Annotated in this window: 13 protein-coding genes; 7 read left to right on the top strand and 6 right to left on the bottom strand. The window is 67.5% G+C overall.

Translation table 11 applies throughout. The annotated features are described in order from the left end of the window. Positions 1–180: 180 nt before the first annotated feature. Positions 181–1,881 (bottom strand): urocanate hydratase, encoded by a 1,701-nt coding sequence (locus AC1DCZ_RS15720; protein ID WP_476975416.1) that lies wholly within the window; start codon positions 1,879–1,881, stop codon positions 181–183. Positions 1,882–2,099: 218 nt separating this feature from the next. Then, positions 2,100–2,978 carry an IclR family transcriptional regulator gene (locus AC1DCZ_RS15725; protein WP_476975417.1) on the bottom strand — a complete coding sequence of 293 codons (879 nt, stop codon included), beginning with the start codon at positions 2,976–2,978 and terminating at the stop codon, positions 2,100–2,102. Between the two features lie 237 nt (positions 2,979–3,215). Between AC1DCZ_RS15725 and AC1DCZ_RS15730 the strand changes: the two genes are divergently transcribed. Continuing rightward, positions 3,216–3,659, top strand: coding sequence for a protein-tyrosine phosphatase family protein (locus AC1DCZ_RS15730; protein ID WP_476975418.1), 444 nt, complete (start codon positions 3,216–3,218; stop codon positions 3,657–3,659). Positions 3,660–3,668: 9 nt separating this feature from the next. On the opposite strand, the gene AC1DCZ_RS15735 is transcribed toward AC1DCZ_RS15730, so the two are convergent. Beyond that, a complete protein-coding gene (locus AC1DCZ_RS15735; RefSeq protein WP_476975419.1) occupies positions 3,669–4,640 on the bottom strand; it encodes an NAD(P)-dependent alcohol dehydrogenase in 972 nt (323 codons plus the stop codon). Positions 4,641–4,815: 175 nt separating this feature from the next. Between AC1DCZ_RS15735 and AC1DCZ_RS15740 the strand changes: the two genes are divergently transcribed. After that, positions 4,816–5,469, top strand: a complete 654-nt coding sequence (locus AC1DCZ_RS15740; protein ID WP_476975420.1) for a LysE family translocator — start codon at positions 4,816–4,818, stop codon at positions 5,467–5,469. A 165-nt stretch (positions 5,470–5,634) separates the two neighbouring features. Here AC1DCZ_RS15740 and AC1DCZ_RS15745 read toward each other — a convergent pair whose 3' ends face one another. Beyond that, positions 5,635–6,384, bottom strand: coding sequence for a 3-hydroxybutyrate dehydrogenase (locus tag AC1DCZ_RS15745; RefSeq protein WP_476896278.1), 750 nt, complete (start codon positions 6,382–6,384; stop codon positions 5,635–5,637). Between the two features lie 109 nt (positions 6,385–6,493). Then, positions 6,494–7,876, bottom strand: a complete 1,383-nt coding sequence (locus AC1DCZ_RS15750; protein WP_476975421.1) for an MFS transporter — start codon at positions 7,874–7,876, stop codon at positions 6,494–6,496. Between the two features lie 131 nt (positions 7,877–8,007). On the opposite strand from AC1DCZ_RS15750, the gene AC1DCZ_RS15755 reads away from it, so the two are divergent. Beyond that, positions 8,008–8,925: a LysR family transcriptional regulator gene (locus tag AC1DCZ_RS15755; protein ID WP_476975422.1), complete on the top strand. Its 918-nt coding sequence runs from the start codon at positions 8,008–8,010 to the stop codon at positions 8,923–8,925. A gap of 28 nt (positions 8,926–8,953) precedes the next feature. On the opposite strand, the gene AC1DCZ_RS15760 is transcribed toward AC1DCZ_RS15755, so the two are convergent. Next, complete coding sequence (locus tag AC1DCZ_RS15760; RefSeq protein WP_476975423.1) at positions 8,954–9,898, bottom strand: spermidine synthase; 945 nt, start codon at positions 9,896–9,898, stop codon at positions 8,954–8,956. Between the two features lie 208 nt (positions 9,899–10,106). Between AC1DCZ_RS15760 and AC1DCZ_RS15765 the strand changes: the two genes are divergently transcribed. From AC1DCZ_RS15765 to AC1DCZ_RS15780, 4 genes are all read left to right on the top strand, one after another. After that, positions 10,107–11,012: a hypothetical protein gene (locus AC1DCZ_RS15765; RefSeq protein ID WP_476975424.1), complete on the top strand. Its 906-nt coding sequence runs from the start codon at positions 10,107–10,109 to the stop codon at positions 11,010–11,012. Next, on the top strand, positions 11,009–11,443 hold the full coding sequence (locus AC1DCZ_RS15770) for a phage holin family protein (protein WP_476975425.1): 435 nt from the start codon (positions 11,009–11,011) through the stop codon (positions 11,441–11,443). The genes AC1DCZ_RS15765 and AC1DCZ_RS15770 overlap by 4 nt, the downstream gene beginning before the upstream one ends. A gap of 14 nt (positions 11,444–11,457) precedes the next feature. Beyond that, the gene (locus AC1DCZ_RS15775) at positions 11,458–12,054 is read left to right on the top strand and encodes a DUF3618 domain-containing protein (RefSeq protein ID WP_476975426.1); all 597 of its coding nucleotides are present in this window, start codon (positions 11,458–11,460) and stop codon (positions 12,052–12,054) included. Positions 12,055–12,138: 84 nt separating this feature from the next. Next, the gene (locus AC1DCZ_RS15780; protein WP_476975427.1) at positions 12,139–13,257 is read left to right on the top strand and encodes a YihY/virulence factor BrkB family protein; all 1,119 of its coding nucleotides are present in this window, start codon (positions 12,139–12,141) and stop codon (positions 13,255–13,257) included. The last annotated feature ends 35 nt before the right edge of the window (positions 13,258–13,292 follow it).

The following is a 13,292-nucleotide window of genomic DNA, read 5'->3' on the forward strand; positions in this document are numbered from 1 at the left end:
GCTCCGTAATGGCCCTTTTCAAGGCTCAAAACGGCGTTTACGGAGCAATCGACGGGTTTAGCGGCTGGGTTAGTGGGACTCGTGGGGCCACGCAGGCCGGATTCCCTGGCCGTTGGTCCCGGCCGGCGAGGGGCCCGGCCTGAGCTTGCGAAGGCTGGGAGCCGGCGGGGACTTGCGAGGCTAAGGAGCCTGTGGGGACATGGGGATGCGGACGCCGCGTTCCTTGGCGACCTCGACGGCGCGGTCGTAGCCGGCGTCGACGTGGCGGATGACGCCCATACCGGGATCGTTGGTGAGAAGGCGTTCGAGCTTTTCCGCGGCGAGGTCGGTGCCGTCGGCGACGGAGACCTGGCCGGCGTGGATGGAACGGCCGATGCCGACGCCGCCGCCGTGGTGGATGGAGACCCAGGTGGCACCGGAAGCGGTGTTGAGCAGGGCGTTGAGCAGCGGCCAGTCGGCGACCGCGTCCGAGCCGTCGGCCATGGCCTCGGTCTCGCGGTACGGGGAGGCAACGGACCCGGAGTCGAGGTGGTCGCGGCCGATCACGATGGGCGCCTTGACCTTGCCTTCCTTGACGAGCTGGTTGAACAGCAGCCCCGCCTTGGCACGTTCGCCGTAGCCCAGCCAGCAGATGCGGGCCGGCAGGCCCTCGAACTCGACCCGTTCGGCGGCGGCGTCGATCCAGCGGTGCAGGTGTTTGTTCTCGGGGAAGAGTTCCTTGATGGCCTTGTCCGTGACCGCGATGTCCTCGGGGTCACCGGAGAGCGCCACCCAGCGGAACGGGCCCAGGCCCTCGCAGAACAGCGGCCGGATGTAGGCCGGGACAAAGCCGGGGAATTCGAAGGCACGGTTGTAGCCTCCCTTGCGGGCCTCGTCACGGATGGAGTTGCCGTAGTCGAAGACCTCGGCGCCGGCGTCCTGGAACTCCACCATGGCCTGGACGTGCTTGGCCATGGAGGCCTGGGCCTTCTTGGTGAAGCCTTCCGGGTCGGCCGCGGCCTCGCGGTGCCACTCCTCGACGGTGATGCCTTCGGGGAGGTAGCTCAGGGGGTCGTGGGCCGAGGTCTGGTCCGTGACGATGTCCACGGTCAGCTCGCCGGCGTTGTGGCGGCGCAGGATCTCGGGGAAGACCGTGGCGGCATTGCCGACGTAGCCCACGGACCAGCCGCGGCGCTCCTGCTTGGCTTTGAGGACTTTGGCGATCGCGGTGTCGAGGTCCGTCTCCACCTCGTCGAGGTAGCGCTTGCCGGCACGGCGGCGCAGGTGGCTCTCGTCGACGTCGACGATCAGGCAGGCGCCGTCGTTCAGGGTGACGGCCAGCGGCTGCGCGCCGCCCATCCCGCCGCAGCCGCCCGTGAGGGTCAGGGTGCCTGCGAGGGTGCCGTTCTCGTCGCCGGTGAGCTTGCGGGCGATTGCGGCGAAGGTCTCGAACGTGCCCTGCAGGATGCCCTGGGTGCCGATGTAGATCCACGACCCGGCGGTCATCTGGCCGTACATCATGAGGCCCTCGGCCTCGAGCCGGCGGAATTCGGGCCAGGTCGCCCAGTCGCCGACGAGGTTGGAGTTGGCCAGCAGCACGCGGGGCGCCCATTCGTTGGTGCGGAAGACCCCGACCGGCTTGCCGGACTGGACCAGGAGAGTCTCGTCCTTCTCCATGGTCTCCAGAGTGCGGGTGATCGCGTCGAATGCGGCCCAGGACCGGACGGCCCGGCCGGTGCCCCCGTAAACCACGAGGTCATCGGGTCGTTCGGCGACCTCGGGGTCCAGGTTGTTCATGAGCATGCGCAGCGGGGCTTCGGTCTGCCAGCTCTTGGCGGTGAGCGTGGTGCCGCGGGCTGCTTTGACCGGGCGGGCACCGGTGGTGAAATCGGCGGGTGCCATGAGGGCTCCTTCGTGTACTGGTTGGTCAAGCCTGCGCTTGAGGGAAACGAGGTTCTGTATCAACTAAAGCCTGCCGGCGGCCCCGGAAACAGGGCCTGCGGAGGGGTGCTGTCCGGGATTCCAGACCCGGCCGCCTTTTCCCAACTAGCTAACAGCAGGGGCCGTTTTGAGCGCTCAAAACGGCCCCTGCTGCTAGCTAGTTGGGTGGGGCAGCGGCGTCAGGCGGGGCGGCCGTGGATCCGGATGGAGAGTTCGTCGGCGACCTTCTGGACCCGGGCGGCCAGGGCCGGCCACTCCTCGGCCGGCAGCTTGTCCTCGAGGAACGTCACGGCGACGGCGGCCGTCGGCCACCCCACGTGGTCCGTCACAGCGGCGGCGATCGATCCGAAACCGGGCGTGACCTCACCGTGTTCGGTGGCGTAGCCGCGCTGCCGGACCTGGTCCAGGTGCGAGGACAGCGCGGAGTACTTCATGATGGGCGATTCGGTCTCGTGCCGGGCGGTGAACGCAGCGGCGTTCGGGTACAGCGCGCGGACCTGCGACTTCGGCAGTGCCGCGAGGATCGCGCGCCCGCTGGCGGTGAGGTGGCTGGGCAGCCGGACGCCGACGTCGGTCACGAGGGACGGGCGGTTCTTAGCCCGCTCCTCGACGATGTAGAGCACGTCCCGGCCGTGCAGCACGGCCAGGTGGGCGCTTTCGCCGATCACGTCCACCAGCGAGGCGAGCATCGGCCGGCCCAGCCGGGACAGCGGTTCCTGCCGTGAGTAGGCCGAACTGAGTTCGAACGCGCTGATGCCCAGTCCGTACCGTTGTTCCTCGTGCAGATGGAGCACGAAGCCGTTCGCCTCCATGACGCCGAGCAGGTGGTAGACGCTCGAGCGGGGAAGGCCCAGTGCCGTGGCAATATTCGACGCCGCCATGGGTCCCCGTTTGGAGGCAAGCAGCTTGAGGATGCGCAGGGTGTTCTCCGCTGCCGGCACCTTGGACGTCACCTTCGGGGCAGCGGTCTTGGGGGTCCCGACGGCGGCCGCTGCGGCCGCTGGGACCGCCACCGGGTCTGCCGCGGCGGGGTTCAGGGTAGTGCTGGTCATTGGCATGGATCCTCTTCGAAATCGGGCAGTGTCCGGTATCCCGTACTTAAGCATGCGCCCGGGTTCGGGCTGTGGCCACACCTCCGTGTTCCAGGATGTCTGGAATCCCGGACATTGCGGCTCTTTGCGGCATGGACGGCCATGTCGCCCCCAGGGGCCCCGGTCCCGGCGCCTCTGCCTCCCGCGGGCTCCACACTCATCAGCCTCTTCGGCGCAGCAGAACGAAGGGCTACTATCTGGACCATGAAGCAGACGTGGGAGCCATCCCAGGACGGCGTCATGGTCCTTCCCTCCGGCCGGCGCATCCGCGGCCGCGGCCTGCATGATCCCCTTCCCGCCGGACCGCTTCCGGAATTCGGCCTCTATCTCCTGGGTACGCGTCCGCCCGACGTGGAGTGGGCTTCCAGGTGGGTCCCCTGGCCGGATCTGCGGCTGCCGGCCGACGAACCCGATGCGCTGGACGCGCTCAGGGAGGCGTGGCGCCGGGCCGAAACCGAACGGGTCGAAGTCGCGTGCTGGCGCGGCATTGGCCGTACGGGCACGGCACTGGCCTGCATCGCCATCCTGGACGGAGTCCCGCCTAAGGAAGCGGTGTCCTTCGTGCGCCGGCAGTACCGCCGTCGGACGGTGGAAACGCCATGGCAACGGCGCTTCGTCGCCCGCTTCCAGGGGCAACAGCCCCGGTAGGCACCGCGCTCAGACGGTGATCACGACCTTGCCGCGTGCCCGGCCCTCGTGCATGTACTGGATGGCCGCCGGTGCGTCGGCCAGGGCGTATGTCCTGTCAATGACCGGCCGCACGGTACCGGCCTCGATGAGTCCCGTCAGGAACCGGAGGTCCTCCGCGCGCTCTACCGCCATGAGCCCCTTCAGCTTCTGGCCCACAAAAGGGGGCAGCATGGCCGCACGCAGCGAGCGTTCGAACCCGCCAGTCCACCGGCCGTCGCCTTCTCCTCCCACAATCACGAGCGTCCCCCGGGGCTTGAGCGCCCGCCGGAGGACGGAGAGCGGGCGGTTGCCGGCAGTGTCGAGAATGAGGTCGTATTGCCTCGCACCGTCGGCGAAGTCGTCGTGTTTGTAATCAATGACGCGGTCCGCGCCGATCGACCGGACGAGGTCCGTCTTCGCGGTGCTGCATACCCCTGTCACGTGGCCCCCGAACCCCTTGGCGAGCTGCACCGCGTAGGCCCCGACTCCTCCGGCCGCGCCGATGACCAGGACGTCCTGCCCGGCCTGGACGCGCCCGCTGTCGCGCAGGCCCTGAAGTGCCGTGACGGCGGAGATCGGGACGGCCGCGGCCTGTTCGAAGCTCAGGTTCGCTGGTTTCAGCGCCAGCTTTCCCTCCTTTGCGCACACGTATTCGGCAAAGGATCCTTCGCAGGTGCCGAACACTTCATCGCCGGGCCGGAACCCGACCACGTTCCTGCCAATCTCTTCCACCTCGCCGGCGACCTCCCGGCCGCGGATGCTGTTCCTGGGCGCCTTCAACCCGAAGCCGAAGGCACGGATCAGGTACGGCAGTCCCGTCATGAGGTGCCAGACGCCTTGGTCGACGCCGGCAGCGCGGACGCGGAGCAACACTTCGTCCTCGCCCGGCGCCGGCTTGTCGACGTCGCGCAGCTCCAATACCTCAGCAGGGCCATAAACATCCTGGATGATCGCCTTCATCGTGCTTCTCCTTCAGGACCGGGGTACTGGAAGTTGCTCCCAATGTCAGACGAACCCGCCATGTTGAACGTATGGATAACCTGACATGGCGTCAAGAGTCTTCCACATTCGGACGGGGCGGACGTCGCCCCCGGGAAGGCCTGCGGCCCGCGCCCCGGCGGGGCTAAGATCAGGCATGGTTCCCGCCACCAACCTCCTGGCCTTTGCCCTCGCGGCCCTTCTGCTGATCGCGGTTCCGGGACCCAGCGTGCTGTTCGTGATCGGCCGGACGCTGGCCCTGGGACGCAAGGGCGGGCTGCTGAGCGTGCTGGGGAACGCGATCGGCGAGCTGGTGCAGATTGCAGCGGTGGCACTGGGCGTGGGGGTGGTCGTGGCCCAGTCCATCATGCTCTTCAGCGTGGTGAAGTTCGCCGGCGCCGCCTACCTCATCTACCTGGGAGTCCAGGCGATCCGGCACCGCGGCAGGGGTGCGACGGCGGCCGACCCCTCGCGCACGGCGTCCGCCGCCCGCGTCCTCCGGGAAGGATTCGTCGTGGGCGCCACGAACCCCAAATCGATTGTCTTCTTCGTGGCGGTTCTCCCGCAGTTCGTGGACTACTCCGCCGGCGCGATCGCCCTGCAGCTGGGCATACTCGGGGCGGTCTTCCTGCTCATCGCACTGGTCTCAGACAGTACCTGGGCCCTCGCGGCAGGCACGGCCCGCCGCTGGTTCGCCCGATCGCCCCGGCGGATTGCCACCCTGAGCACCACCGGCGGCGTGATGATGATCGGCCTCGGCGGCACCCTGGCATTGCTGGGCAACCCGGCGGACCTCCAGCCGGGCAAGTAACGCACTGCTGCGGCGGCGGCACAGGGCCAGCGGCGGGCGGGCGGCGCGGGGCCCGCGGCGGGCGGCCCGGCCTCAAACGCGCTGAGGCGGGACTCCGCACCCAGGCTCTGGACAAGAACCGGCGCGGAGTCCCGCCTCAGCGGGCCAAGATAGGGGGCTGAATTCCTAGCGGGCGGACCAGCCGCCGTCCATCGTGTAGCTGGCGCCGGTGACCATGCCGGCGTCGTCGGAGGCAAGCCATGCCACGAGGGACGCAACTTCCTCCGGCTCGACGAGCCGCTTCACCGCGGACTCCGTCAGCATGATTTTGGCCAGCACCTCGGACTCCGGGATCCCGTGGACCTTGGCCTGGTCGGCGATCTGCGACTCGACCAGCGGCGTCCGGACGTAGCCGGGATTGATGCAGTTGGACGTGACGCCGTGCGCGCCGCCCTCCAGCGCCGTCACCTTGCTCAGCCCTTCCAAGCCGTGTTTGGCGGAGACATAGGCACTCTTGAATGGCGAAGCCCGCAGACCGTGCACGGAGGACAGGTTGATGATCCTGCCGAAGCCGTTGGCGTACATGTGCGGGAGCGCCGCGCGGACCAGCAGGAACGGCGCCTCGAGCATGAGCGTGATGATCCGGCGGAAGTCGGCCGGATCGAAGTCTTCGATAGGGCTGATGCGCTGGATCCCTGCATTGTTCACGAGGATGTCGCAGTCAAGGCTGAGCGCCTGGAGCGAATCGACGTCGAGCAGGTTGACGGCCCAGGACGTGCCGCCTACTTCGTCAGCGAGGGCCGTGGCGGCGGCTTCGTCAACATCCGCAATCACTACTTTGGCACCGCGTGCGGCCAGGGCACGCACGCTTGCTGCGCCGATCCCGCCGGCTCCGCCCGTGACGAGGGCCTTGCGGCCATTCAAGGTGTTTTCCATTACTCAGCCTTCCATCCAAAATTTTGACGTGACGGCCGGCCCCAGCGCTGCCGGGGCCGGCCCCATACTCAGGCGGCCCGGTACTCAGGCGGCCCTGCACTCAAGCAGCTCAGCGTGCGGCTGCTACTGCGAGGCCTTCACGTTCGGCGTCGGCCCTGTCCACTTCCTCGAGGGCGATGCCCTTCGTTTCCTTCAGGGTGAGCACTGCGACGGCGGTGATGGCGCAGGCCACGAGGAGGTAGATCGCGGTGGGCACCCAGGAACCGGTGTCCTTGAGCCACTGGGTGGCCAGGAGCGGCGCCAGCGAACCGGCGAAAATCGACGTGACCTGCGAGCCGAGCGAGACGCCGGCGTACCGCATCCGGGTCGGGAACAGCTCGGCCATGAGGGCCGGCTGGCCGGCGTACATGAAGCCGTGCAGGCACAAGCCGATGGTCACGGCCAGGACGATGACCACCGGGTTGCGGGTGTCGAACATCGGGAAAGCGATGAACGGCCAGGTGGCGCCTGTGATGGCACCGACGAGGTAGACCGGCTTGCGGCCCCAGCTATCCGCGAGCCGGCCGATCTGCGGGATGATCAGGAAGTGCACGAGGTGCGCGATCAGGAGGGCCAGCAGCAGCGAGGAGGTGTCGTACTTGTCGACCGTCTTGAGGTAGACAATCGAGAAGCTGACGACGAGGTAGTACATGATGTTTTCCGCGAACCGGAGGCCCATGGACTGCAGGATGCCCTTGGGGTATTTGCGGATGACTTCGCGGACGCCGTAGCTGACGGCCTGCTCCTTCTCCAGCTGCGCCTTGGCTGCCAGGAAGATCGGCGATTCGGAGACGTTGGTGCGGATGTAGTAGCCGACGAAAACGATCACGGCCGAGAGCCAGAAGGCCACGCGCCAGCCCCAGCTTAGGAACTCGGCACTGCTCAGCACATTGGACATGATGTAGAGGACCAGGGTTGCCAGCAGGTTGCCCACCGGCACTGCGGCCTGGGGCCAGCTGGACCAGAAGCCGCGGGACTCGTTGGGGCTCTGCTCGGCCACGAGCAGCACGGCGCCGCCCCATTCGCCGCCCAGGGCGAAGCCCTGGATGAAGCGCAGGAGGACCAGCAGTGCCGGTGCGAGGTAGCCGAGGTCGGCGAACCCGGGGAGGCAGCCCATCAGGAACGTCGATACACCGATGATGATGATGGTGAGCTGCAGGGTGGGCTTGCGGCCCAGCTTGTCGCCGATCTGTCCGAAGACGATGCCACCGAGCGGGCGGGCCACAAAGCCGACAGCGTACGTCAGAAAGGCCTGGATGATGCCGTCGAGCTCGTTGCCGGAGGCCGGGAAGAAGTATTTGCCGAACACCAGGGTGGCGGCGGTGGCGTAGAGGAAGAATTCGTACCACTCGACGACGGTACCGACCATCGATGCTGCGACAATTCTTTTGAGCCCGGAACCCTTGGATGCGGGTGCGGCGGGGGGTGTTGCAGAGCGTTGGTTTACGCTCATCTGGTTCTCCTTAGTGTCCACGGTGACACGCGCTGTGACGCACAGCACTGAAATGGCTCCATTGAGTATTGCTGCACAAAGTCGGCGGTTCAATGGCCAATCAGGCACGAAGTATGTGCAGAATTGCAGATATGAACGCCAACCCTGACGACCTGTTGGTCCTGCTGGCCGTTTCCCGCTCCGGGAAATTCACGACGGCGGCCTTGGCCCTGGGCCTGAACCACACCACGGTGTCCCGGCGGATAACGGCGCTGGAGAAGGCCCTCGGCGGCCGGGTACTGTCCCGCGCCGCGGGCGGCTGGGAGCTCACGGAGTTGGGCGCCGAGGCCGTGCGGGTGGCCGAGCAGGTGGAAAGCGCTGTGCGCACGCTCGAGCAGCCCGGCCACACTCCGGATCCCGTCACCGGCGTCGTCCGGATGACCGCGACGGACGGCTTCAGCGCCTACATCGCCGCCCCAGCCGTGGCACGGCTGCGCCGCGAGCACCCCGGGCTGAGCGTCGAGATCGTCACGGTAACCCGGCGGGCGCTACAGCAGCGTTCCGGGCTGGACATCGAGGTCGTGGTCGGCGAACCCCAGGTGCACCGGGCCGAGGCCGCCCGGCTGGGCGAGTACATGCTGGGCATGTATGCCTCCCGCAGTTATCTGGCCGAGTACGGGACGCCTGCCACGGCGGAGGAACTGACGGCCCATGCCCTGGTGTACTTTGTCGATTCCATGCTTCAGGTGGACGATCTGGACGCCCCCCGGCGCCTGGTGCCTGCCATGCGGGACGGCCTGAGCTCCACCAACGTCTTCGTCCACGTGGAGGCGACCCGGGCCGGCGCCGGGATCGGGTTCCTGCCCTGCTTCGCGGCGGACCTGCACCAGGACCTGGTCCGGCTGCTGCCGGACGAGTTCGCGGAGCTGCTGCCCTACTGGATGGTGCTGCGGCCCGACTCCATGCGCCGGCCCGCCGTCGCGGCCGTGGTGCAGGCGCTGCGCGAGCAGACCGCCGCGCACCGCGAGGCCCTGCTGGGCCGGGGCGGGAACGCATCGATTGCTCCATAAGCGCCGTTTCGGGGCCGCAAAAGGGCCGCTACGGAGCAGTCGACGACGGCGACGGCCCCGTCGGCGGTCCGGCTTCCGGTCCGGTTTTAGGGTCGTGGCGGACGGCCGCCCCGGCCGCGAAGGCCCGCACCTTGGCGTCGCTCCAGATGTGCGCCGGCACCGCGCCTCCGAGCAGGCGCCGCGCCAGCCGGGGATCGTCCTCGAACGGGAGGTCGCTGCCGGCAATGATCATGTTGCCGTAGCGCCGGCCCTTGAGCATGGCCGGATCGGCGATGAGAACCGTGTGCTCGAAGGTGTCCGCGATGGTGGCGGCGTCCTCGCGGGCGTTCGACAACGCCGGGGCGTCGCCGGAGTTCACCACATAGATCCCCCCGGGCGCCAGGACCCGCTTGGCATGGTCATTGAATTCCCTGGTGGTGAGCGGCCGGGGCGTGATGGATCCGGCGAAGACGTCGCGGATGACCAGGTCCCGCGTGTGCGGGGTGAGGCTCTCCGTGACCTCGCGCGCCTCCCCCACCCGAAGCCGGAGCAGCGGGGCCTTGGGGAGATCGAACCAGCCGCGGACGTACTCGGCGAGTTTGCCGTCCAGCTCCACCACCACCTGGCGGGCATCCGGGTACGCGGCATGGAAGTACCGCGCCAGTGAGCATGCTCCCCCGCCAAGGTGCAGGGCGCGCAGCTTCGGCTTTGATTCGCGGGGCCAGCGGGATTCCACGAGGGCCGAGATCCAGCGCATGTATTCGAAGTCGAGGAACAGCGGGTCGGCCAGATCGATGTGCGAACTCATCACACCATTGATCCGCAGCAGCCAGCCGTTGGAATTGTCCTGGTCCGGGATCAGTTCGCAGTCGCCGGTATCGATGTAGTAGACGCCTTCCACCGGCCCGTCCGGGCGGGCGCCTTTGGGCACGTCGACTACTCCCGGGGACGTGGCTGCGGCATTCCGGGCGGCCGCCCTGCCCCGCTTCGCCATCAGCCGTCCGCCTCATTTCCCATGCCTCAACCCTAGTTCACAGGCCACCCGGTTTCCCCGGCCACCATCTGATACCACACTTTCCGCCCTCGTGGCAGGGCTTGAATACAAATGGAAAGGATGCTTACTATTATTTGGTAATCATGCTTAGTATTTGAGTTCAGCACTGGTGTGATCAGTAGCCGATCTTCAACGAAAGAGAGCGACGATGACAGAGAACCAATGGCCCCAGGACGGAAGCTACGGAACCCAGACGGCTGCCCAGCAGCCGGGTCTGCGCGAACCCGCAACTTTCCCGTCTGCCACCCCGCCGGCAACAGCGCCGACAACGGTTTGGGAAACGCCCGGCGAAACGCCCTCGAAGACCGATACCGCCAAGGACGAGGCGGGCGAAGTCACGCGGCAGGCCGCAGACTCCGCCCAGAACGTGGCTGAAACCGCCAAGTCGGAAGCGGCCAACGTTGCCGCCGAGGTCAAGACCAACGCCAAGGATCTGCTGTACCAGGCGCAGTCCGACCTCTCCGGCCAGGCCGCCGCCCAGCAGCAGAAAGTCGCCGGAGGCCTTCGGTCCATTTCGACCGAGCTCCATTCCATGGCCTCGGCATCAGAGCAGCCCGGCGTTGCAACGGACCTCGTCCGGCAGGCCGCAGAGCGCTCCTCCGCCGTCGCAGGCTGGCTCGACGAGCGTGATCCCGGTTCATTGCTGGCCGAAGTGAAATCCTTCGCCCGCCAGCGCCCGGGCACGTTCCTCATGCTCGCGGCCGGCGCCGGCATCCTTGCCGGACGCCTCAGCCGGAGCCTCTCGGCCGGAGCCCCCGAGGCGACGGACGCTTCTGCATCAAAGGCCCAGGCCGGAGTGCCTTCCCCGGCCACCCGGGTGCCGGACACCGGGATGGCAGTCCCGCCGCCGCCCGTCCAGATGCCGGCGCCGGAAATCACGACGGCCGGCTTCGCCGACACCTACCCGCCGAACCCGGTTGAGGGTGCCGGCACCGCGGCCGACCAGTGGGCCGACGATCCGCTGGCTGCGGATCCGTACCGGATCGACCCCGCCATTGACCCTGACCGCCGGAAGCCGCTGGACGGGGACCCCTTTGACGGCGGGCGTCGATGAGTACCGAAATGCCCACGACGGGCGCCCCGATGCCACCGCCCGAGGCCCACGTGAAAGCCGAAACGACGTCCCTCGGTGATCTGCTCGGCGACGTAACGCGGGACATGTCCACGCTCATGCGCCAGGAGGTGGAACTCGCCAAGGCCGAACTCAAGCAGTCGGCCACCCGCGCAGGCAAGGGCGGCGGGATGTTCGCCGGCGCCGGCGTAGCGGGCCACTTCGTCCTGCTGTTCCTGTCCCTCGCCCTATGGTGGGGACTCGGAACCCTGATGGGTCTGGGATGGTCCGGCGTCGTCGTCGCCGTCATCTGGGGCGTCATCGGCGCCGCGCTCGCCTCGATCGGACGCAAGGAGCTCAAAGCCATCAAGGGCATGCCCCAGACGGCCGAGACCCTGCAAGAAATTCCGCCCACCCTCAAGCCCAGCCACTAAAGCGAGGAAAAACGATGAGTGAAAACCCGGATGTCATCCGAGCCGACATTGAAGCAACCCGCGCCCGGCTCGGCACCAACGTCGATGCCGTGGCCGACAAAGTCACGCCGTCCCACATCGTCCAGCGTCAAACCGACAAGGTGAAGGACGCCGTCTTCGGAGTGAAGGAGAAAGTCATGGGAGCAGCCGACCACACCAGCGCCGGCCTGCATTCCGCGACCGGAAGCACCACCGCACACCTCAGCGACGCGGGCTCCGCCGTCGCCGATGCACCGCACCGTGTGGCAACCAAGGCCCAGGGCAACCCGCTCGCGGCCGGGCTGATCGCCTTCGGTGCCGGACTGCTGGTCTCGTCGCTGATTCCGGCCAGCACGAAGGAACGCGAAGCCGCCGACGCCCTGAAGACTGCCGCCGAGCCGCTCACCACGGAGCTTAGCGATGCCGCAAAGCAGCTCGCCGAGGGGCTCAAGGAACCGGCCCAGGCGGCCGTGGAGAACGTCAAGGCAACCGCCTCCGACGCCGCGGACCACGTCAAGTCCGAAGGCCAAGGCGCGGTCGGGGACGTCAAGGACCGTGCGGCCTACGCCAAGGACAACGTCCAGCAGGCCTAAGCCCTGCCGGACCCAGGCCGGCCTGCCCCCGCTTCCGCGCGGGCAGGCCGGCCGCTGTAATTAACCCGATGAAGGATGATTCCCATGGCCAAGACCGATGCCAAGGCAGAAAATGGCACCATGAACGACGCCGAAACACAGGAGAGCAGCACGGCCAAGGCGCGGACAGCACCCGCCCCTGACGATGCCCGTAAGCCGAGTAACCCGAGCGATGTCACCAAACCTTCCTGGAAATTCATCGCAAAGAAGACCCTGCGCGAATTCACGAAGGACCAGTGCCCCGACCTCGCAGCCTCGCTGACGTACTACTCCGTCCTCTCCTTGTTCCCGGCGCTGCTGGCTCTGGTGTCGGTCCTGGGGATTTTCGGGGACGCCCAAAAGACCACCTCCGCCCTGCTCGACATCGTCCAGGGCATCGCGCCGGGCCAGACCGTGGACACGATCCGCCCGGTGATCGAAGACCTGGCAAGCTCCCCCGGCGCCGGCTTCACGCTGGTCCTTGGCCTCCTCACAGCCCTCTGGTCCGCATCGGGCTACGTCGGCGCCTTCGGCCGGGCCATGAACCGGGTGTACGAAATCGATGAGGGTCGGCCGTTCCTCAAGCTGCGCGGCACCATGCTGGCTGTCACTGTCGCCACCGTGCTGATCGTGGCCGTGATCGCTGCCATGCTCGTCCTCAGCGGCCCGGTGGCCGAGCAGGTCGGCAACCTGATCGGGCTCGGCGGCGCTTTCCTGGCCGTCTGGAACATCGCCAAGTGGCCGGTGATGCTGGTGCTGGTCATTCTGGCGATAGCCCTCCTCTATTACGCCACCCCCAACGTGAAGCAGCCGAAATTCCGCTGGATGAGCATGGGATCCGCGATCGCACTGTTGGTGTTCCTGCTGGCCTCCCTGGCGTTCGGCTTCTACGTGGCGAACTTCAGCAACTACAACAAAACCTACGGTGCCATCGGCGGTGTGATCATCGCGCTGCTCTGGCTGTGGATCCTGAACATGTCGCTGCTGTTCGGCGCCGAGTTCGACGCCGAAACCGAACGCGGCCGCCAGCTCCAGGCCGGCATTGCGGCCGAAGAGACCATCCAGCTTCCGCCGCGGGACACCAAGCAGAGTGACAAACTGCAGGCACGCGAGGACGAGGACATCCGGCGCGGCCGCGAGTTGCGGGAACAGCGCGGCAACGACGGCGACAACACCGCGCATTAGCAGCCCCCCGCGGGACCAAAGCCCCTACCCCAGCC

The sequence above is a fragment of the Arthrobacter sp. 10N418 genome (genome assembly GCF_056394725.1).